A 20,668-nucleotide genomic window follows, 5' to 3' on the forward strand; every position below is an offset into this window, starting at 1 on the left:
CGGTACCATGCGGCGACACGACGATGGAATCCAAGCAACTCCCTTCGGTGATGGGCAAGCTCCCCTCCGTGGTCGCGGCCAAGCTCGAGGCCCTGCGGGACTCGCTGGTGCAGGCGCTCGGCGAGGATCTGCAGGCGCTGGTGGTCTACGGAAGCGCCGTGCGTGGGGGCTACGTGGACGGGCGCAGCGACGTGGACCTGCTGGTGGTGGTGCGCGACGACGGCCGCGCCAAGCTCGAGGCGATCGGCAATGCGTTGCTGCTGGCGCGGACCTCGGCGCGCATCGAGTCGATGATCCTGCGGGGCGACGAGCTGCAGAAGGCGGCCGACGTGTTTCCGCTGCTGTACGACGACGTTCGCAGCCGGCACGTGCTGCTGCACGGCGAGGATCCGTTCGCGGCGCTCGAGATCTCCGATGCCCACCGGCGGCTGCGGGTCGAGCAGGAGCTGCGCGAGGCCCGGATCCGGCTGCGGCTGCTGCTGTCGGAGGCGCCGATGCTGCCCCGGCAGCTTCCCGGGGCGGTGGCTCGCAAGATCAAGCAGCTCCGCAGCCCGCTGCATGCGCTCTTGCGCCTGCGAGGGCGCGAGGTCGACGACGGCATCGAGCCGGTGATGCGCGAGGCGTGCTCGCTATACGAGGCCGACGCCGGTGCCCTGCTGCGCTTCGAGGAGGCGCCACAGGCGGCCTACGATGTGCTCACCGGCTTGCTCGACGCGGCGATCGCCGATGTCGATGTGCTCGAGGTCTGAGGACGGGTCATCGCGGGCAAGGAGGCATTCATCATGGTCCGGCTGTTCGATTTCTTCCCGTTCGACATGGCGCCTGGCTTCGGCTTCGTGGTGGTGTTCCTGTTGATCTCGTTCGTGATCCTCTTGCTCGGTCGCGTGCTGCGAGACGCGGTCGCGCGTGCGATGGACGAGGCGGCGCGGCCCAAGTACGGCGCTCCGCCTGCGGCGATGGGGGGCTATCGCGTGGCGGCGCAGGCTCAGCTGCCGCCGGCGCTGGTGGAGGGGCTGGTGCCGCGGGGCGAGCAGCTGTGGACGGTGGCCTGGCTGCGAGGGGGAAGCCAGGCGGTGGTGCAGACGCTCATGGCCCACGCGGCGGCGGAAGGATGGCTCTCGTGCCAGGGGCAGACGTTCGAGTTCGTCGAGCAGAGCCAGCCGCCGAGCGATCGCGTGGTCGCGGACTTCTACGGTCGGCTGAGGACGATGAGCAAGGAGATCCCGGCCAGCACCGTGTACGATGCGGCCAAGGCGACGGCGTCGGGCATGGAGGTCGAGCTGCGTCACCGCGCCCAGGCGGCGGGCATGGTGCGCAGCGATGCCGCCAACGCGCGCTTGGTCCTGGTGATGCTCGCGGTGGGGTTGCTGGCGGAGTCGGTGGCGGTGATCCGCATCATGGTGCGCTCGGCCCAGAGCCCCGACGCGCCGTTCCCCGCCTACTTGCTCATCGCGATGATCGGGGTGGGCATCGCCGCGGTGGTGATGGCCAAGCGCGTTCCTGGCTCGTACCTGGCCAAGAGCTACATCGAGTGGCTCGATGACACCACGACCTCGCTGGTGGCCGACGTGGGCTCGGGTCGGCGGCATCAGCCGGCCGACATCACCCTTGCCACCGCCGTCTCGGGCATGACCGCGCTGACCATGGCGCCGGCCTTTGCTGCGGTGGCGGCGGCCTATGCCGCGGCGAGCTACGTGCCGCCGCCTGTGTCCACGAGCTCGTCGGGCAGCAGCTGCGGCGCGAGCAGCTGCGGCGGCGGTGGCGGCTGTGGCGGGGGTGGAGGCTGCGGCGGCGGCGGTGGCTGCGGTGGCGGTGGTGGCTGCGGGTGATGCCCCGGGCTACGAGGTGCTCGATGCCTTCGGGGGCCTGGCGCGACTGAGCCGGCGCTCGCCCACCCTCGACGGCTCGGTCTCGCTGCGCGCCACGCAGGGCTGCGTGCCGTTGCTCGAGGGCAACGAGCTCGGCCACCAGGTGGTGCTCACCCGGCCGCTTCGCGTCGATCGGAGCCTGGGCCGCTGGCGCGTGCGCGAGGACGAGACCTGGGCGGCGGTGGAGCGGGCGCGTCGGGCAGCGTTGCCGATGCTGCGGGCGCGGGGCCTGCTGCCGCACGACGGGTGGTCGCAGCTCGATCGCGGGGTGCTGACCAGCGCGCGTGGCGAGCTGCGGCTGTGGACGGGGCTGTGCGTGCGGCCGCGCGCTGGCGCGTGGATCCTGATCACCTCGGCCACCAACCGGAGGAACCGCGGCTTCGAGGTTCGCGAGCGCGTGGTGCCCGTGGACGACGGCTGGGTGCCCCTGTGGCTCGAGCTGCGCCCCGCTGCGGATGTGCGCACGCTGGAGCTGCACGGCGAGGTCGCATGCCTGGTGGTGGTGGAGCCGGGGCTCTCGCTGGTGCGGCGCTCGCTGGCGCAGCGGCCCGAGGCCGCGCGCGGGCACCTGCGGTTCTATGCGCAGGACTACTTCGAGGCCAAGAAGCGCGGGGAGATCACTCGGAGGTATCGCAAGACGATCGACGGCACGTGCCCGTCGACGGAGGGCGACGCGGCCGAGGGTGAGGGTGGAGGTGAGGGCGGTCGCGAGGGCGAGGTGGTGGAAGTGGGACCGTGCCCGGGTGACATCGAGGTGCTCGACCCGTGCCTGCTGCCCACCGGGCCTGCCGCATGCGTGCCTTTCGGGCGGGGTGCGCTGTCGCGGATGCGCTTCGACAACCCGATCGACTTCACCGTGCGCTGGGACGGGCACACGGTGGCCCTGGGCTACGATCGCGCCCGGCTGCGGGCCCTCACCGCGGGCATCGAGCCCGCGTTCGCGGCCGCGCTGGGAGCAGGGGCCGTGGCGGAGCATCCGGGGGCGCTGCTCTACCTCACCAAGCTCTTCACCTCGCATCCGCCCGGCGAGCCGCACTTCTTCCTCAAGCCGTGGGCGCTCACGATGCTGCCGCCGGGGTGGTCGGCGTTGATCGACGGCGTGCACGACGAGGGTTACGACGTGATGCGGGGGGTGGTGCACGCCGATCAGTTCTTCGCGACGCCGGCGGTGTTCCAGCTGTTCATGCAGCATCGGGCGCTCGAGGTGCCAGTGGGGCGGCCGTTGCTGCGCGTGACGCCGGTGCCTCGTCGGCGACTGCGGGCTCCCGTGGAGGTCTCGGTGCTCGAAGGGATCGGTGGACTGTGAGCGACGACGTGCGGTGGTCGTGGGACGACGAGGACGGTCCGGCCCGGCTGCGTCGGGCCATCGACGAGCGCGGCCATGCACTGGTGACCGCACCGGGGCTGTGGGCCGAGGCCGAGCGCGACCCCTGGGGCGTGGCGCGTCGGCTGTGGGGGCGGGGGGTGGTGCTGGTGGAGGCGCACCCCATCGTCCCGGTTGCCCATGGGCGGTCGTTTGCCTCCACGCAGGGACCCACGCCGCTGCACTCCGACAGCCAGAGCCATCGCGGGGTGCCGCCGCGGGTGCAGGTGATGCTGTGCGCACGTCCGGCGGCCACGGGGGGGCAGACGCTGCTGCTCGATACCTGGACGTTGCTGCAGCGCATGGCCGAGCAAGAGCCCGCACTCTGGCACGCGCTGACGACCCGGGTGCGTCGGATCCCGTTCGTGTTCGGCGACGTGGTCGGCCCCACGGTCGCCCTGCGTGGCGGCAGCGTGGTGTTCACGCACTCGCCGATGGCCGTGGACGACGAGGTCGGGCGCAGGCTCGCGTGGTGGATCGAGCGCGCGCCGAGGATCGAGCTGCGTGCGGAGGCCGGTGACGTGCTGGTGGTCGACAACCATCGCATGCTGCACGGCCGGCGGGCGTTCGAGGATTCCCGGCGCCGGTTCCTCCGGTTGCTGGTCTGGACCCGTGAGCCGGCCGTGCCGCCCTCGTGGGTCGTGGACGCGGTGACGGCGGTTCGAGAGCGACTGGCTCGCATGCAGCGAAGGGCCTCGCCGGAGCAGCAAGAGGCCCTGGTCGGGGCGGCGGGGACGTCGAGCGAGATCGAGGAGAGGTTGCAGGTGGTGCTGGAGCTGCTCCGCGGTGGATCGCCGGGAGTGCTGGCCCAGCGCCATGGGGTGCCCGAGCCGGAGCTCCACCGGTGGCGCAGCGCGGTCGTGCGTGGTGCCGTCGAGGCGCTCGAGGGGCTGCCCAGCGAGGGCGAGCATCGGTCCATGCTCGAGCGCCTGCGCCGTGCGCTCGAGCGGAAGCTCGGGTGAGAGTCCCGTGGCGAGCGTGTGGGTCATTCGCCGAACAGGTCGTCGCAGTCATCGGTCGTCGCAGCACGTCGAAGCCAGTCCTCGAGCTGCCCGGTGTCGGAGCACCTCTCGATCCGCTCGCATTGCTCCGAAGAGAGCACCAAGCCGCGCGCTCCCAGCACGAGCAACAGCGCCTGTCGCCGACCTCGTTCGAGACCTTGCTCGAGACCTTGCTCGAGACCCTGCTCGAGACCTCGTTCGACTCCCATCGAGTAGTTCCGCTGTGCGAGATCGCTGAACCTCGTGACTTCCATTCCCAGCTCCTCCTTCAGATCCTCGAGGGTATTGGCGTCGAGGAACGCCGTGATGAGATCCAACAATAGGGTACCGCGACCGTCACCCGCGTCGAGTCGGTCGATTGCCGCACGAATCGCGACTCGACCGAGATCTTCTGACTCAGGTGATTGACCGTGCACGATGACGGACAGGGCTGCAAGGGCCGGGTGCCGCCGTGCATCGGCGAGCTCGAGCATGCGAGGGATTCGGGCCGGCCCGATGACCAGCGGCCGCAGCACCATTTGACCACGGCCCAAGTCGATGGGCTTGGCCGCCCATCGGGCCACCGCGTCGTCGTCCGTGATCACCACGAGCGTCACCGGGCATCGTAGGCGAGCCCGTAGCCCCGCAATGTGGACCGGCCAGGACCATTTCTTGTCCTCGTCCTTGTTGGTCTGGATCTCGTTGACGAAGGCTTCTTCATTGTCGCCACTGGCGTTCTTGCGTAGCACGACGGCCGAGTCGACCGCATGTTCGGGGTACTGGATGTCACGGATCGTCTCGGGCGCGGACATGGTCTCGAGCGATACAGAGAGGTCCAGCCCGAGCAAGCGGCGGACCAACTCGGGCACGAGTTCGGGGTGATCATCGATCAGCCTGATGATTGCCTGGTGAGCCAGCTTCGCCTGCATGCGCGCGACCGAGTGCAGGTTCTGTTCCGGAGGGTGGGTCTCATGATCCCGCGAAGTTGCGAGACCGTTGCCGTGAACGTGGCCAACCGTTGGACCACCCTTTGTCCGACCGGTTGGCCACCGTGGCCCGAACGGGACGTCTTCGAACCACGGTTGGCCACCGTGTTTCAGGACGATCCAAGGGGCGGCACACAGAGCAGACCGTTGGGCGATCGATCCCGGTGCCCGTGGTCGTCCGACGACTGACACCCCGGTGGCCGCGCGCGGCTCGTTCAGTCCGAGGGGTCGATGAGCTGTAGCTCCAGGCCTTCGCAGCGCGACAGCACCTGGCGTGTCGCGTCGTCGGCCGACCACAGCATCGCGCGTCGCAGTGTGCAGGGCACCGCGTCGGTCACGGGCGTGGGGGCCGGGCCCCACTCGGGATCACCATCGAGCAGGCGCCAGGCCTCGTAGGTCTCGAGGCCCAGCGCACAGTCCACGGGCAGTCGCGGGTTGCTGCCGGGCTGGCTGGCGTCGAGCAGGTCCACGTAGGCGAGGTCGGGTAGGGCACACAGGGCGTGCTGCACCTCGGGGGGCAGCGGGCTGCGCACGATGGGTCCGCGCACGGTGAGCATGGACAGGCGCGGGAAGGTGGCGAGCGTGGCCCAGTGGCGCGGCTCGCTCGGGCCCACGGCGAGGCCGCGGATGCGCGGAAGCAGGGCGGGGCGGGAGGCGAGCGCGTCGAGCTGGGCGTCGGCATCGCAGCGCCACATCGAGTTCGAGTCGTCGGGGCACAGCGTGAGGTAGAGGTTGGGCGGGGCGAGTCGCCCGAGGCAATCCCACTCGGCGTCGGTGGGGTCGCCCTCGAGGCGAAGCAGCAGCTGCGAGGGCGCCGCGCGGGCCAGGGCATTGCGCAGCGACGCCTCGCAGATGCGCTCGTGGGGCAGCACGAGCGCCACCCAGCCGAGCTCGGGGTGCGAGCCGAGCATCTGCTGCACCAGCGCGGGGTCGTCCCAGGGCAGGTACTGCAGAGCGACGTAGTCGACCCACTCGCGACGCTGCACGCTCGTCACACCGGGAGGAAACTCGATGCGGCGCTCCCAGCCGACCGCGGAATCCCAGCCGAGATCGGGAGCCCGCCGAGGTCTCGCGGCGTCGGGGGAGGTGGTCGCTCGGTCACCCGGAGGCGAGGGCGAAGCAGCCGGGCTCGCCTCGCCCGACGTCGGTGTTGGTGTCGACGAAGGCATCGGTCCACAGCTTCCAGCGAAGACCACACCCAGGACGACCGCGAAGCGAAGGGGCACGCCCGGGCATGATACTCCAGGCTTCAAGACGATCCCGTGGGCGGAGCGCAGAGCAGACCATCCGCGATCAGCTCGTCGATCAGCTCACCGGCCTCCGCGGGCTCGGCCCCTCGTCGTATCGCTTCGGCCTCGACCTCGGCGCGCCGGCGGCCGCCTTCGGCGAATCGCATCAGTCGAACCAGCGGCTCGGAGGCCGTGCCCAGATCGATCGATCCATCCTCGCGACGCTCGACCAACAAGGGCTCGGTGCCCTTGCGTGGCGCTCGCTCGCCCCATGGCTCGCGGCGCTGCGCGAGGAGCTCGACGGGGTCGTGGCCCAGCCGCGCGCGCACGCTCGAGGTGAAGGCCAACGTCCCTGCGGGTACGAGGAGCCCGCGGAACCGCGGCGGGCAGTCGAGCTCCCCCTTCGGTGCAGGCAGGGGCCGGCGAAGCAGGGCCATGGCGTGCTCCAGGCACCCGACGCCTCGCGCCCGGTCGCCGAGCCACTGCCCGAACGTCAGTGCCATCGCCTTGCGCTCGCGGATCCCCGCACGAAACGCCTCCGACGCGAAGAACGTCTCGACCTTCGCCACCCCGAGCACGGCCGCGCTCACCGGATACTCGTCGATCAACGCATGAACCGCTCGCGCGAGCCGGTGCGGATCGCTGCGCAGCGCCCGGGGATCGACCTCGCGCAAGAGGGCCCGCTCCCTGACAGACAGCTCGGGCAGCTTCGCAGACCCCCGCACCATCGCCGCATACGCGGGATCGAACAGCATGCACACCAGCGCGTGCTGAACCCGGCGAGGCTCGAGCCGGGCCTCACTCCGCTCGGCGTTCCGATCCTCGCTCCGGGCCTCGCTCCGCTCGGCACTCCGATCCGCGCTCATCGAGCGTCGACCCCCCACGCCGATGCCACGCGACGAAACAAGGGCAGCACGTCGGGCAGCGGGTTGCGCTCGCACTCCACCACCACCGCGCGCAGGTTCCCGGCGCGGGCCAGCGCGCCCTCGAAGATCGCCCAGGTGTCGGGGAGCACCTCGATCCCGTGGTCGTCGTCGACGACCGGCAGTCCCTCGATCGCACGCTCGCTGCCCCCCGCAACGTGGAGCTCGATGACCCGCTCCCACGGAAGCGCATCGAACCCGGCATCGAAGGCCAGCCCGCGCGAGCGCTGGAACATGGCGAGGTGGGCACAGTCGAGCAGGAGCCCGGTGTCCGCGGCCTCGGCCACGGCGGCGAACAGCTCGAGCACGTGCATCGGGCCCACGAAGAACGCTCCGGGTGGATTCTCGGGCAGCACCTCGTGGCCGGTGGCCTGCCGCAGGGCGACGAGGCCGGCGGCCATCGGCGCGACCGACTCGGGGACCAGCACGGGGGGCAAGAGCAGCATCTGCCCGCGGTCGCGCGTGCCAAAGTGCCAAAGGCCCGCGTCGCCACACAGCCACGCGGGCCGCAGCTCGTCGACGGTGCCGCGTACGGCGGCGAGCCACCCGGGGTCGAGGTCCTCGGGCTCGTCGAGGTTGACGTCGAGGAAGTGGTAGGTCGTGGGTCCGCCGTCGGCCACCCAGGCCCGGGCGTCGGCGTCGAGGCCCCGCTCGATCTCGACCCCCACCTCGAGGAAGCCGCCGAGGCCGGGATGCTCGCGGCGCAGGGCCCGGGGATCGAGGGCGCCCGGGCTCCGCCGTGCGCCGTACTCGGTGCTGATGCCCAGGCCCAGGTGCGGAAGCGCGGCCGAGCGCTCGAGGAAGGTGGGCACGATCGCGACCGTTTGTAGCCCGGACGGGCCGGTGCGGTCACGTCGGCCCCTGCGATCCCCGGAGGGGGGGACTGCGTGGGCGGGCCGTGGCCCGCAGCTGGCCCCTCGGGCGGCAAGAGGGGCTCGTTGCCGGGGTGTGTTGCTCGCGTGGGGAGCCGTTCGATAGAGTCGACTCCGTGCAAGCGGCGATGATCGCGGGGGTGCTCGGAACGCTCACGGCGTGGTCCTCTCCTCTCACCACGGCTCCAGGGATGCATGCGGCGATGGCGTGTCCAGCCGCACAGTCCGATGCGCACCGGTCCCTGCTCAAGCAGGCCGACGCGCAGGTGGAAGCGGGTGAGGACCAGCAAGCGGCGCGGACCTTCGTCTCGGCGTTCGACGCGATGGATCTCATCGATCGCGTCGGAAACACGGGCAGGTTCGCGGCCGATCGAGCGGTGACCTCGTACCTCAAGGGCTGGCGCATCGATCGCGACGTGCAGCTGCTCGAGGACGCCGAGACGTTCCTGCTGCGCTATCTCGAGGAACTGAACCGCGGCAAGCTCGAGGGCTGCGGGGTGGTCGATCGCGCCTGGGCCGACGACAAGCTCGCCGAGGTGCGAGCCGAGATGCCCAAGGAGGGCGAGCCGACCCCGGAGGAGCCGGTGGTTGGGCCCACGCCCCCGCCCAAGAATTGTCCCGCGGCCCCGGCCATCATCGGGGTGGATCGAGCCGGGGTGGCGCTGGTGACGGTGGGCGCCTCGCTGTTCGTGACCGGGACTGCGCTGTTGGTGGTGGGGCTGGTACAGCCCAACGCCGACGACGGCACGCCGGCCCTCGAGATCACCGGCGGCATCCTCATGGGGGGCGGGGTCGCGTTCACCATTCCGGGGGCCGTGCGGCTGGCCACCTGGAAGCGCAAGCAAGGGCGAGCCCAGCTCGGTCGGATCGACCTCGACACGGTATCGCCGTGGACCGGACGCGGCCTGGCCGGAGTCTCGGTGCGCGGCCGCTTCGGGACCTTGCGATGACCGAGGAACGCGCGTCACTCAACCCGCAACCGATTTCGTCCCAGCTGCCCGGCGGGGGCGGGGCATCGGCACCTGCGCCGGCGATGCCCGAGGCGGTGGCGCTGCCCGAGCCCAACCTGGTGGGGCAGATGCTCGATGGGCGCTATCAGGTCATGCAGCGCCTGGGCGAGGGCGAGCTGACCTGCGTGTACGAGGCGCGGCACACGGGCAGCGGTCGCCACTTTGCGATCAAGGTGCTGCGGGCCCCGCTTGCGGCCAAGCCGAACGTGCTCGACCGATTCCTGCAGCAGGCTCGCGCCGCGGCTCAGATCCGCCACGACAACGTGGTGACGATCGAGGAGTTCGGCTACACGCCGACGCAGTCGGTCTACGCCTCGGTCGAGCTGGTCGTGGCCGACACGCTGCAGAAGATCCTCGACCGCGACGGGCGCTGGCCATGGGCGCAGGCACGGGCCGTGGCGGCTCAGATCGCCGCCGGGCTGTCGGCCGCCCATGCCAACGGCATGGTCCACGGGTCGCTGCGACCGGCCAACTGCTTCGTGGTGCTCGATCCTCGGGGCAAGCGCGACCCGTTCGTGAAGGTGGCCGACTTCGGGATGGCACAGGTGGGCGTGGCGGCGCAGCAGGCCTCCCCCGATTCCACCACGGCGGGGATGTTCGGCGATCCCCTCTACATGTCGCCCGAGCAGGGCTTTGGCGGGCAGGTCACGCCACAGTCCGACATCTACGCCTTCGGCGTGGTGCTCTACCACTTCTTGCTGGGGCAGGTGCCGTTCGCGAGCGGCAATCCGTTTCAGATCATCTCCCAGCACGCACAAAAGCCCGTGCCACCGCTGAGGGACGTGGACCCCTCGATCCCCGAGGCGGTCGAGCAGCTGGTGATGCGCTGTCTGGGCAAGACCCCCGACCAGCGCTTTGGCAGCGCCGCCCAGCTCGAGCAGGCGATTGCGGCGATTCCTGCCCACGCGCAAGGCACCGGTCCCGCGCCCAGCCCGTCTGCGAGCAACCCTCGATTCGCGCGCATGAGCTCGGGCAACTCGTCGGGCCCCGCCGCGCCCCCGCCCAAGCAGCCGTCGGTGATCGTGGCCGGCTCGATCGGCGATGGTGGCGGTGGGATCAGCGGAACGATCGGAGAGTCCGAGCCCGCACCCTATGATCCCTATGGCGGCTCCATCGGAGGAGCCGCCCCTGCGGCGCCTGCCTATGCTGGAAGCAGCGCCACCTCGTCGTTCCTCGCCTCGCGACCTGGGCTGCGCATGGGCCTGGGCGCGGCCGTGTCCAATGACGGACCGGCGCCGCCACCGACGATCGCTCCGGGCATGGCGGTGCCCTCACCCACGATCGCACCAGGAAGCATGAGCTCGCCCTTTACGGGAATGGGGCCCGACTCCCATTCGCCCTATTCTCCTCCGCCCGAGGCCGGGCCGGGCATGCCTCCTCTGGGCATGGGGCCGGGCATGCCACCCGCGGGTGCAGGACCGGGCTATCCACCCGCGGGAGGGGCCGGGATGCCGCCGGGGTATCCGCCGGCTGGCGCCGGGCCGGGGTATCCGCCGGTTGGTGCAGGGCCGGGGTATCCGCCGGTTGGTGCAGGGCCGGGGTATCCGCCGGTTGGTGCAGGGCCGGGGTATCCGCCGGCTGGCGCCGGCCCGGGTTATCCACCCGCCGGTGGTGGGCTGCCCCCGCTGAGTGCGGGTCCCGGGATTCCACCGGCGGGGTCGAGCGCGAGCCTGCCGTCGTCGAATGGGTTGCCGCCGCTGGGGGCCGGGCCCGGAATGCCGCCGGCGGGGCCGGGCTATCCGCCGGTGGGCGGGGGCATGCCGCCGCTGGGTTCGGGTCCTGGCTTGCCGCCCCTGAGCGCCGGACCTGGGATGCCGCCGCCCGATGACTCCGATCTGGGCTCGGGCGATGGCATCCGTCGCGGTGTGGGCCCCGGCATTCCGCCCCGCGTGGGGATGGCCGGCTCTGCGGGGGCTGGCGTGGGCGCCGGGATGCCGCTTCGAGGAGTGGGGCCCGGCATTCCACCGTTGGGCGATCGCCCGATGCCCGGCGCCAATGCGCCGCCCTTGACCTCGGCGCTGCCTCCTTCGCCCGAGTCGCTGGGCGCGGTGGAGTACGACCAGGACGAGGAGCCCAAGCGGCGGACGCTGCTGCTGGTGGGCATCGGCGTGGGGGTGATCCTGCTCGGGATCGGTCTGGCGTTGCTCATTGCGCGGGGTCTCGAGGATCCCGAAGGCGATCTGGCCAAGGTCACCCGCACGCAGAAGGCTCAAGACGTGCAGCTCGATCCCGAGGAGCCCGAGCAGCCCAAGCCCGAAGAGCCCGACGATCCGGATCCCGAGCCCACGGTGGTCAAGAAGGTCGCGCCCAAGAAGACGCTGACCTTCGAGCAATCGCTCACGTCGATGAAGGACAGGATTCGCTCCCGCTGCAAGAAGCTGGGAGAGGGCCCGGTGAAGATCGACACCTTCGTGGATCGCAACGGCGGCCGGGCCAATACCCCCAAGGTCGAGCCCAAGGGGCAGCCGGTGGGGACCTGTGCGCTTCGGATCGTCGAGCAGTGGAACTTCCCGGCGAGCGAAGAGGATCACCCGATCAACGAGCGGGTGAGCTGGTAGCCCGTCAGCGGCGGCGCCGGAACAAGCCGCGCAGCATGGGCAGCAGCCCCGACGAGCTGTTGTCGTCGGCGAGGAGCGCCTCGGCGAATTCCTGTGCGGTCTCGAAGCGGTCGTCGCGATCCTTGGCCAGGGCCTTGCGCACCAGCGCCTCCACCCCGCGGTTTACCGGGATGCTGGGGGCCACCTCGCGCATGTCGGGCACGCGCGTATACACCTGGTTGTAGAGCAGCACCGAGGTCTCGTCGCCCTCGAACGGCGGGCGCCCCGTGAGCATCTGGAACGCGATGACGCCCACCGCGTAGAGATCGGTGCGGGCGTCCACCGCGTCGCCCAGGCACTGCTCCGGGGCCATGTAGGCGGGCGTGCCGAGGATCTGCCCCTCGATGGTCAGCGGCTTGGCCGGATTGCCGTCGTCGCCCAGCAGCACCTTGGCGATGCCGAAGTCGAACACCTTGAGGAAGTCGTCGCTGCCCATGCGCGAGATCCGAAACACGTTCTCGGGCTTCATGTCGCGGTGGATCACGCCGTGCTCGTGCGCCGCCTGCAGGGCCGCGAGCAGCTGCAGCAGCATCGGTCGGGTGCGGTCCCACGGCAGCGGCCCCTCGCGGCGCAGGGTGACCGCGAGGTTCTCGCCCTCGAGGTACTCCATCACCATGAACGGTCGACCGTCTTCGGTCTCGCCGAAGTCGGTCACCTCGACCACGTTCTCGTGGCGCACCTTCGACGAGGCGCGTGCCTCCTGGAGGAAGCGCACCACCACCGCGGGCTTGAGGCACAGGGAGCGGGAGAGCACCTTGATCGCGACCGGTCGCCCGATGGTGGTGTGCTCGCCCCGGTACACCGATGCCATGCCGCCACCCCCAAGCCGCTCGTGGATCACGTAGTGCTTGGCCAGCCGCGTGCCCGCGGGCAGCAGGTCGGGGAGAGGACCACGTTGGGTCGGGGGCATCCGGGGCAAGAGTAGCCGGGGATGGCGGAAGGCGCACGCAGGCCCGGTGGCCCGTGGTCGGTTCATGAACGCGCAGTGCGGAGGCGATCGGCCAGACGCAGGGCCAGCGCGACTATCGTGAGCGTTGGATTGGCCGCGCCTCCCGTGGGGAACACCGAGGAGCCCGCCACGTGGAGGTTGTCCACGCCGTGCACCTGGCAGTGTCGATCCACCACGCCGCGCGCAGGGTCGTCGGACATGCGGGTGGTGCCCATGTGGTGGCCCCACACGAGGATCGTGGGACGTTGCTCGAGGTTGATGCGCTCGCGCTGCTCGTCGGTCAGCGAGGGCCCGTAGATGGTGTCCACGTGGCGGAGATCGGTGTGGGTGAGGAACGAGCGCAGGCGGCCCAGGCCCTCGCGGAGGAGTGCGTCGCCGAACGCCTGGACCGTGTGCTGGAGCGAGACGCAGTCGAGCTCGTTCATCCGCCACTGCAGCCGGGGCAGCGGGGTGTCGAAGGCGTCGCGTTCCTCTGCGAGCGTCACGCGGTTGTCCGGGGCGGGGGCTTGCTCGCTGCGGACGAACAGCGAGGTCTTCTGCGCCGAGGGCACGCAGGCCCCCTCGCGAGCGCCACCGCGGGCGCAGTCGAGCCAGAAGGCCGCGGCTGCCACGGCGTGATCGGTGGCGTGGGTCTGGGGGTTGCCCCAGCGCGAGCCGGCGCGTCCGAGCTGGATGCCGGCCTGGAGGAGCCCGCGCGCTCGCTGGTGTGCGGTGGTCGTGAACATGGCGCCCATCTGCACGAGCCGGTCCTCGAGGCGGTGGCCTGCGTAGAGGTCGAGGTCCCAGCCCGGCCATAGCAGCGCCTCGCCGACCAGGAGCTCGGGGTGATCCATGTAGTAGCGACCGACGAGATCGCGATCGTTGCCGAGGCCCTTGGGGCGGCCCTGGGTCGACGCGAGCAGCAGGCGGGCGTTCTCGATGCCGCCGGTGGCCAGCACGAAGGCGTTGGCCTGCACCTCGATGCGCTTGCCGGTCAGCGTGCGGAGCAGCGCGTGGTCGACCGCGCGCTCGCTGGCTCGAAGCTCGGTGCACGTGGCGTGGGTCAGCAGCGTCACGTCGTCGGCCTCGGTCAGCATGTCGCGGAACTGGTCGCCGAAGTGGGTGCGGCGGCGGATCTGGTAGACGCGGGTCTCGAACTCGTCGCTCGGGCTGGCCAGCGACAGGCGCGGCAGCTCGGGGGAGGGGATCGGATCGCAGGCGTCGGGGTCCCACGGGTCGATGCCGATCTGGATGCAGGCACGCTCGTAGAACGGGTGCAGCTCGGTGCCGTCGATCGGCCAGCCGCTGTCGGGGACCCAGGGGCGCTCGGCGAAGGTCGCGGCGGAGAGCGGCAGGCAGAAGCCGGTCCAGTGCGAGGTGGTGCCGCCGAAGATCCGGACGCGCGAGCCGGAGAGATAGCCGCCGCCGATCGTCGGAGTCTCGGCCGCGTTGAGGAGATCGTGCTCGGTGGTGCGCTCGAAGCCGCCGCTCTCGACCAGCAGCGTGCGCCGGCCCGAGTTCATCAGGGCGACGGCGAGGGTGATTCCGGCCGCGCCCGCACCGATGATGCATACGTCGGTCCGGATCGAGGCCTGGTCGTGCTCACGGGCGTCGACGTGCATCGGGCGAGTGGACTCGGGCAGGGGTGGTGAGGGTGAGGGTCGCGAGCGCGTAGAGGCGGCACTCGGTGCGGGAGAGCTGCCAGCCTTCGAGCTCGACGACGTCGCGGGTCTGGAGATCGTGGCGGATGGCACCGTCGAAGTCGTCGATCGTACCCGGGTCGGGCTCGGGGACGTCGAGGCCCAGCGCCGCTCGGAGCGTGCCAAGGTCGTTCTCTTCGGGGTGCGCGGCGAGGTACTGCCGTCCGAGCACGAAGACGGCCGTGGGAACGGGGGCGGTGGGGATCGGCCACAGCTCGAGCGGGGGGAGGGACGTACGGGCGCACGCCATCGTCGGCAGCAGGCAGGCCAGCGCCCGGAGTACGAAGCGGCGGTCGGCGTCGAGCGAGTCGGTCACGACGGGTCGAGCATAACGTGACGGCTTCGATGACCGACCTCCATCACGTCCGTCTCCTCATCGTAGAAGTCCAGGCTCTCGCAGACCTCGCGCATGCGCACGGGGGGAGGGCTTGGATTCTCGACGATCTCGCGCCAGTTGCGCGTAGACGCAGAATCTGCGTCGCGTCCCGCTCGCATTCGAATCATGCTTCCCCTCGTGACGCGCTGGCTCGTCGGCATGGATCTCCGAGCAACGAGCGCCGGGGCGCTGCGATACGCGGCCTGGCTGCACGAACATGGCGGCCCCTCGGTGGAGCTGCAGGCGGTGCACGTGGTCGAGCAGCTCGATCAGCACTACGCCGTCAAGCTCGGCCTGCACTCGCGGGGGCACCTGATGTCGCTGACCCGCGAGGCCACTCGCGTGGCCCTGCGGCAGGCGGGGGTGGAGGGCTGCTTCCAGGAGGTCGACGCGGTGCCGGGCGGTGCCGCCGACGAGGTCCTCGATGCGCAGCTCACCGATCGCGGCGCCACCGGGCTCATCGTCGGTCGCCAGGGCCCGCTGCGCGAGGGCTTTCCGCCGCGCCTGGGTCGTGTGGCGCGGCACCTCTTGCGCCACGCGGCGGGACCGGTGGTGGTGGTGCCGCCCGACCTCGAGTCCGCGCGGCTCGTCGGGCCGATCGTATTGGCCACCGATCTCGGCCCCTCGTCGGCCGCCGCGGCGCGCTTTGCCGGCGAGCGCGCCCGCGAGTGGGGCCGACCGCTGCTGGTCGTGCACGTGCTGCCGCCCTCCGACGTGGGCCTGACGTTCCTGCCCCGCGAGGCCCAAGAAGGCGCCCGCAGCACCCGCTACCACACCGCCCGCGAGCAGGCTCGCCGCTACATCGACGAGCAGGGCTGGGACGGGGTGGAGGTGGAGCTCGAGCTGCCGGCCGGTGCCGCCATCGACGAGCTGCTGGCGATCGCTCGCCGCGGTGCTCCGCTGGTGGTGTGCGGGGCCCGGCGCCTGTCCTGGGTGGCGCGCCAGCTTCGGGCGAGCCACGCCACCTCGCTGTCTTCCCATGCACCGGTGCCGGTGGCCGTGGTGCCGCCCGACCCCACTCCCGAGGACTCGATTCCATGACCCTCCACGACCGAACCATCTCCGAGATCATGAGCGATGCGACCCACTCGATCGGCGACGAGCAGCCGATGTCCGAGGCCGCCTACCGCATGCACAAGCACGGCATCCGGCACCTCCCGGTGCTCCGCGGCGGTCGGCTGGTCGGCATCGTGAGCGACCGCGACCTGGCCATGGTCGAGAGCCTGCCGGGCATCGATCCCAACGAGGTCTCCGTGGGCGAGGCGATGACCTCCGAGCCCTACGCCGTTCCACCGGGCGCATCGCTGCCCGCGGTGCTGCGCGAGATGGCCGAGCACAAGTACGGCACGGCCGTGGTGGTGGAAGACGATCGGGTCGTGGGCATCGTGACCACCACCGACGCCTTGCGCCTTTGCGTGGACCTCCTCGTCGGCGGTGGTCGATAGCGCGTGCCCGCCGACTCGCCGCCGGTTCCCACTGGCCTGAGCATCGCCGAGGCCAGGGCCCGTCTCGAGCGAGACGGCCCCAACGCGCTGCCGAGCAAGCCCCCCACCGGCTGGGCCAAGGTGATCGGCGCCCAGCTCGCCAATCCGCTGATGGCGGTGCTGGGGGCCAGCTGCGTGCTCTCGGGCGTGATGGGGCACGTGATCGATGCGGTCGCCATCGGGGTGATCGTGTCGATCAACGTGGTGGTGGGGGCGGTGCAGGAGCACCGCGCCGAGCGGGCCGTGATCGCCTTGCGCTCGCTCACTGCCCGGCGGGCGCGGGTGCTGCGGGGTGGCCATCGCGTCACCGTGCCCGCGGCCGAGGTCGTGGTGGGCGACGTGCTCGATCTCGAGGCCGGCGACGTGGTGGCGGCCGATGCCCGGCTGCTGCAAGCCCACGAGCTGTCGACGGTGGAGGCCAACCTCACCGGGGAGAGCGTGCCGGTCGAGAAGGACCCCGCGCCGGTTCCCGACGACGCGCCGCTGGCCGAGCGCTTCGACCACGTGTTCATGGGGACCTCGGTGGCCACCGGCACCGGCTACGCCGAGGTCGTGGCCACCGGACGCGCGACGCAGATGGGCCGCATCGCGGGCATGCTCGCCGAGGCCGAGGACGACGGCTCGCCCCTGCAGCGACGGCTGGCGCAGCTGGGGCGCACGCTCGTGTACGCCTGCGTGGCGCTGGTGGGCGTGGTGGCGCTGGTGGGCCTCTGGCGCGGCATGGGCGGCCTCGAGGTGCTGATGGGCGCGGTGAGCCTGGCCGTGGCCGCGGTTCCCGAGGGATTGCCGGCGGTGGTCACCGTGGCGCTGGCCGGCGGCGTGCATCGCATGTCGGAGCGCGGCGTGCTGGTGCGGCGCCTCGCCTCGGTCGAGACGCTGGGGTGCGCCACCGTGATCTGCACCGACAAGACCGGGACCCTCACCACCGGTGTGATGACCCTGCGCGAGACGTGGGCCAGGGGACGGAGCGAGCGCGCGAGCGAGGCCGACGCGAGCTCGGACGAGGCCCGGAGCGCCTTGCTGCAGGCCGCCGTGGCGTGCAGCGATGCCGAGCTGCACGACGGCGAGGGCGTGGGCGATCCCACCGAGGTCGCGATCTTGCGGGCCGCCGCCGAGGTGGGCATCCACCGCGCCGAGCTCGAGCAGCAGGCTCCGCGGGTGCGCGTGCGTCCGTTCGAGACCGCTCGGCGTCGCATGTCGATCCTGCGAGCCGACGGGGTGCTCTACCTCAAGGGGGCGCCCGAGGTGGTGCTCCCGCTGTGCGGGGAGCCGGCCGCAGGGGCGCACGAGGCCCAGCTCGAGCTGGCCGGTCGCGGGCTGCGGGTGCTGGCGGTCGCGACCGGCCAGGGCGAAGAGGAGCGCGACCTCGAGCTGCTCGGGTTGCTCGGGCTCGCCGATGCGCCGCGACCCGAGGCGATGGCCGCGGTCGAGGCGGCGCGGCGGGCTGGCATTCGGGTGGTGATGATCACGGGCGACCACGCGGTCACGGCCGAGGCCATCGCTCGCGAGATGGGCCTGCTGCGCGACGGGGTCGATCCCGCGGCCGTGGTCCATGCTCGCGCCACCGCCGAGGACAAGACCCGCATCGTCCACGAGCTGCGGGCCCGCGGCGAGGTGGTGGCCATGACCGGCGACGGCGTCAACGATGCGCCCTCGATCCGCGAGGCCGACATCGGCGTGGCCATGGGAGGCGCCGCCACCGAGCTCACCCGCGAGGTCTCCGAGATGGTGCTCACCCACGACGACCTCTCGGGCATGGTCGATGCGATCTCCGAGGGCCGGAGGATCTACGACAACATCCGTCGCGCGGTGATCTACCTGCTGGGCGGCAACGCGGCCGAGATCCTCGTGATGCTGGGGGCGGTGATCGCTGGCATGCCGCTGCCGCTGCTTCCCTTGCACCTGCTGTGGATCAACCTCGTGACCGAGCCGCTGCCCGGGCTGGCCCTGGCCACCGATCCCGCGACCGGCGATCTCCTGCATCGGCCGCCCCGCCCGCCGAGCGAGCCGCTGCTGGGCCGTCGGCAGTGGCGGCGCATCGGCGTGGCGGCGGTGCTCCAGTCGGCGGCCACGCTGGCGGCGTTCTGGTGGGCGCTGCAGCAGTACGACGTGGCGGTCGCCCGGACGGTGGCCTTCACCACGCTGGTGTTCGCGATCCTGCTGCGCGCGCCCGCGGTGCGACGGGCGGGGCGTCCGGGGGTTCGCATGTATCCCCGGCTGGTGGGGCTGGTGCTGGTGTCCGCGGCGCTCCAGGGCTTGCTGGTCGGGGTGCCCGTGCTGCGCGGCGTGTTCCAGCTCGGGGTGCCCGACGCATGGCACTGGGGGGTGGCGCTGGGTCTCGGGTTCTTGCCGGCGCTGGCCGAGGCGCTCCTGATCCGCGGCGAGCGGTCTTGGGACGGCACGCAAGAGCAAGATCTGCGCAATGGCGACCCGAGCCCCGCAATCGGTTCGAGCTCGCGGTCGCGCGATGGCGAGTAGAACAGCATGGTGGCTGCGAAGCACGACGGCGAGGAGGCGAGGCGATGACTTGGGTGGTTGGAATGGACCTGAGCGACCGGGGCCAGGGGGCGCTCGGCTATGCGCGGTGGCTTCGCGGGGTGATGCCGTCGGAGCGCGCTCGCTTCGTGGGCGTGCACGTGCTCGAGGAGGCCGAGCTGCGCCAGCTGCTTCGCTACCATCACCTCGAGGAGGTCGAGACGCGGGCCGCCCGTGCGGCCGAGCGCGTGGTGGCAGACGCGGGGGCCGAAGGGGCGCTGGCCGAGCGGCGGGTGATCTGCGGGCGCTCGGCCGAGGACGCGCTCGAGCAGCTGGCCGGCCAACCGGGGGTACGCGGGCTCATCATCGGCCGTCAGGCGCGTCGCGGCGAGCGGAGGGTCGTACGGCTGGGGCGGGTGGCCCGGCGGCTGCTGCGAGCCCTACCGGCGCCGGTGGTGGTGGTGCCGCCCGATCTGAAGCCCGAGCAGGTGGGGGATGGACCCGTGCTGCTGGCGGCCGGGACCGATGAGAATGCGGCCGGGGCGGCGGAGTTCGCCAAGGAGCTCGCGGTGGATCTCGGGCGGCCGCTCGCGGTGGCGCACGTGGTGCCCGGCGACGACTACCTCGCGGCCGAGATGGTTCCGTCGGGGCTGGCGGGGGAGTTCTTCCGCCAGCTGCGAGGGGATCACGAGCGCAACCTGATCGCGTGGATGCATGCGCACGGCCTGGACGGCGTGCCGCGGCATGTGAGCGAGGGGTCGGTGGTGGATCGGCTGGCGGAGGTCGCTCGGAACGAGCGGGCGCCGCTGGTCGTGTGTGGATCGCGAGGGCTGGGGCTGGGGATGCGGCTGTTCAGCTCGAGCGTGGCGACGGATCTGGCGGCGGCGTGCGAGGTGCCGGTGGCGGTGGTGCCGAATCCGGGGTGAGCCGGGGTCCCAAGTCCACGGCGAAAATGGGTGGAGTCGGTCGAGGACTGGCCGACCCCGGCTCGTGCAGGCTGCCAGTGGTTCGCCTCGCGCCTCGTCAGCAAGCCCCCGCCCCGAGCGAGATGTGGAACCCGCCCTCGGCCGTGATGTGCCGGACGCCGCCTTGCCAGTATGGCCGGACCACCGCGAACTCGAGGAAGTCCTCGCCGCAGGTGCACGGCTCCCCGCCGGGATCGCACGTGTAGTGGCAGCTCGCGGGTGGTTCGTCGCAGCTGAGCACCCACTCCGAGCCGCTTGGAGGATCGACCGGGGCGACCTGGTTGGCCTCGTCGACGTAGCTGTAGGAGGTGGTGCCATCGGCGTCGGCGAAGGTCAGCTCGACCTCGCGGCTGCCGTTGTTGGGCGTCAGGGTACACGGCCAGCCCCCGCCGTCCGTACACATCTTGCACTTGATGTCCGCGCCGCCTTCGCCGTAGCCGGTGTGGCCCAGCTCGGCCAAGCCGTCGCAGTAGCAGCGCGTGGTGTCGGCGGCGTAGAGCGAATAGTCGGTACAGGAGGCCGTCGCTCGGATGTCATCGCCGTCGCTCCACGCCACGACCGTGACCTGCGGGGCGGTCACCACGGCCTGGGTTGCGGCGGGGGCCCGGAGCTCGGAGTGGACCTCGTGCTCCAGTCCGTCCTGGTCGAGCTCGGTCTGCAGGTCCTCGAGCTCGGCGGGGCCGTCGTCACAGGCCGCCATCGTCATCGTCATCGTCATCGCCATCGTCATCGCCAGCTTCAGTGCTCGTTGCATCGTCTTCTTGCTCCTTCGTTCCCCGTGGGGTTCGTGAGCGGCTGTCGGGGTCGAGGGAGGATCGATCAACGATTGTTCGAGGAACGCCGAGAACGGCCGTTGTCGGACGGATCTGGTGGTGCGCGAATCCGGGGCACGCCCAAATGGGACATTGATGT

19 protein-coding genes are annotated in these 20,668 nt (G+C 71.4%); 10 read left to right on the plus strand and 9 right to left on the minus strand.

Features of this window, described 5'->3' with window-relative positions; translation table 11 throughout:
- Nucleotides 1-23 precede the first annotated feature (23 nt).
- From OEB96_RS38560 to OEB96_RS38575, 4 genes are read left to right on the plus strand one after another with little or no spacing between them, the layout of a single operon-like run.
- Complete coding sequence (locus OEB96_RS38560) at nt 24-749, plus strand: nucleotidyltransferase domain-containing protein (RefSeq protein ID WP_266221899.1); 726 nt, start codon at nt 24-26, stop codon at nt 747-749.
- Nucleotides 750-782: 33 nt separating this feature from the next.
- The gene (locus OEB96_RS38565) at nt 783-1,829 is read left to right on the plus strand and encodes a hypothetical protein (protein ID WP_266221900.1); all 1,047 of its coding nucleotides are present in this window, start codon (nt 783-785) and stop codon (nt 1,827-1,829) included.
- On the plus strand, nt 1,759-3,174 hold the full coding sequence (locus OEB96_RS38570; protein WP_266221901.1) for a hypothetical protein: 1,416 nt from the start codon (nt 1,759-1,761) through the stop codon (nt 3,172-3,174). The genes OEB96_RS38565 and OEB96_RS38570 overlap by 71 nt, the downstream gene beginning before the upstream one ends.
- A complete protein-coding gene (locus tag OEB96_RS38575) occupies nt 3,171-4,193 on the plus strand; it encodes a TauD/TfdA family dioxygenase (protein WP_266221902.1) in 1,023 nt (340 codons plus the stop codon). The genes OEB96_RS38570 and OEB96_RS38575 overlap by 4 nt, the downstream gene beginning before the upstream one ends.
- A 23-nt stretch (nt 4,194-4,216) precedes the next feature.
- On the opposite strand, the gene OEB96_RS38580 is transcribed toward OEB96_RS38575, so the two are convergent.
- The 5 genes from OEB96_RS38580 to OEB96_RS38600 form a co-directional block, all read right to left on the minus strand.
- Nucleotides 4,217-5,023: a hypothetical protein gene (locus OEB96_RS38580; RefSeq protein WP_266221903.1), complete on the minus strand. Its 807-nt coding sequence runs from the start codon at nt 5,021-5,023 to the stop codon at nt 4,217-4,219.
- A gap of 389 nt (nt 5,024-5,412) precedes the next feature.
- Complete coding sequence (locus OEB96_RS38585; protein WP_266221904.1) at nt 5,413-6,183, minus strand: hypothetical protein; 771 nt, start codon at nt 6,181-6,183, stop codon at nt 5,413-5,415.
- A gap of 112 nt (nt 6,184-6,295) precedes the next feature.
- Nucleotides 6,296-6,433 carry a hypothetical protein gene (locus tag OEB96_RS38590; RefSeq protein ID WP_266221905.1) on the minus strand — a complete coding sequence of 46 codons (138 nt, stop codon included), beginning with the start codon at nt 6,431-6,433 and terminating at the stop codon, nt 6,296-6,298.
- Nucleotides 6,434-6,446: 13 nt separating this feature from the next.
- A complete protein-coding gene (locus OEB96_RS38595) occupies nt 6,447-7,292 on the minus strand; it encodes a hypothetical protein (RefSeq protein ID WP_266221906.1) in 846 nt (281 codons plus the stop codon).
- Nucleotides 7,289-8,161: a multinuclear nonheme iron-dependent oxidase gene (locus tag OEB96_RS38600; protein ID WP_266221907.1), complete on the minus strand. Its 873-nt coding sequence runs from the start codon at nt 8,159-8,161 to the stop codon at nt 7,289-7,291. The genes OEB96_RS38595 and OEB96_RS38600 overlap by 4 nt, the downstream gene beginning before the upstream one ends.
- 263 nt (nt 8,162-8,424) lie before the next feature.
- Here OEB96_RS38600 and OEB96_RS38605 point away from each other — a divergent pair, with 263 nt between their 5' ends.
- Complete coding sequence (locus OEB96_RS38605) at nt 8,425-9,171, plus strand: hypothetical protein (protein ID WP_266221908.1); 747 nt, start codon at nt 8,425-8,427, stop codon at nt 9,169-9,171.
- An 83-nt stretch (nt 9,172-9,254) separates the two neighbouring features.
- Complete coding sequence (locus OEB96_RS38610; RefSeq protein ID WP_266221909.1) at nt 9,255-11,789, plus strand: serine/threonine protein kinase; 2,535 nt, start codon at nt 9,255-9,257, stop codon at nt 11,787-11,789.
- Between the two features lie 4 nt (nt 11,790-11,793).
- On the opposite strand, the gene OEB96_RS38615 is transcribed toward OEB96_RS38610, so the two are convergent.
- From OEB96_RS38615 to OEB96_RS38625, 3 genes are all read right to left on the minus strand, one after another.
- Nucleotides 11,794-12,738, minus strand: a complete 945-nt coding sequence (locus OEB96_RS38615) for a serine/threonine-protein kinase (RefSeq protein WP_266221910.1) — start codon at nt 12,736-12,738, stop codon at nt 11,794-11,796.
- Nucleotides 12,739-12,800: 62 nt separating this feature from the next.
- Nucleotides 12,801-14,378, minus strand: a complete 1,578-nt coding sequence (locus OEB96_RS38620; RefSeq protein WP_266221911.1) for a GMC oxidoreductase — start codon at nt 14,376-14,378, stop codon at nt 12,801-12,803.
- The gene (locus tag OEB96_RS38625; protein WP_266221912.1) at nt 14,359-14,772 is read right to left on the minus strand and encodes a hypothetical protein; all 414 of its coding nucleotides are present in this window, start codon (nt 14,770-14,772) and stop codon (nt 14,359-14,361) included. Before OEB96_RS38625 ends, OEB96_RS38620 begins: the two co-directional genes overlap by 20 nt.
- Nucleotides 14,773-14,970: 198 nt before the next feature.
- On the opposite strand from OEB96_RS38625, the gene OEB96_RS38630 reads away from it, so the two are divergent.
- Genes OEB96_RS38630 through OEB96_RS38645 form a run of 4 tightly spaced genes read left to right on the plus strand, consistent with a single transcriptional unit; the run spans nt 14,971 to nt 19,717 of the window.
- Nucleotides 14,971-15,873 carry a universal stress protein gene (locus tag OEB96_RS38630; RefSeq protein ID WP_266221913.1) on the plus strand — a complete coding sequence of 301 codons (903 nt, stop codon included), beginning with the start codon at nt 14,971-14,973 and terminating at the stop codon, nt 15,871-15,873.
- The gene (locus OEB96_RS38635) at nt 15,870-16,277 is read left to right on the plus strand and encodes a CBS domain-containing protein (protein WP_266221914.1); all 408 of its coding nucleotides are present in this window, start codon (nt 15,870-15,872) and stop codon (nt 16,275-16,277) included. Before OEB96_RS38630 ends, OEB96_RS38635 begins: the two co-directional genes overlap by 4 nt.
- 3 nt (nt 16,278-16,280) lie before the next feature.
- Nucleotides 16,281-18,794 carry a cation-translocating P-type ATPase gene (locus tag OEB96_RS38640; protein ID WP_266221915.1) on the plus strand — a complete coding sequence of 838 codons (2,514 nt, stop codon included), beginning with the start codon at nt 16,281-16,283 and terminating at the stop codon, nt 18,792-18,794.
- Between the two features lie 44 nt (nt 18,795-18,838).
- Nucleotides 18,839-19,717 carry a universal stress protein gene (locus tag OEB96_RS38645; protein WP_266221916.1) on the plus strand — a complete coding sequence of 293 codons (879 nt, stop codon included), beginning with the start codon at nt 18,839-18,841 and terminating at the stop codon, nt 19,715-19,717.
- Nucleotides 19,718-19,814: 97 nt separating this feature from the next.
- On the opposite strand, the gene OEB96_RS38650 is transcribed toward OEB96_RS38645, so the two are convergent.
- On the minus strand, nt 19,815-20,510 hold the full coding sequence (locus OEB96_RS38650) for a hypothetical protein (RefSeq protein ID WP_266221917.1): 696 nt from the start codon (nt 20,508-20,510) through the stop codon (nt 19,815-19,817).
- Between the last annotated feature and the right edge of the window lie 158 nt (nt 20,511-20,668).

This window comes from Paraliomyxa miuraensis (assembly GCF_026337845.1).
GTDB classification, from domain to species: Bacteria; Myxococcota_A; Polyangia; order Nannocystales; family Nannocystaceae; genus Paraliomyxa; species Paraliomyxa miuraensis.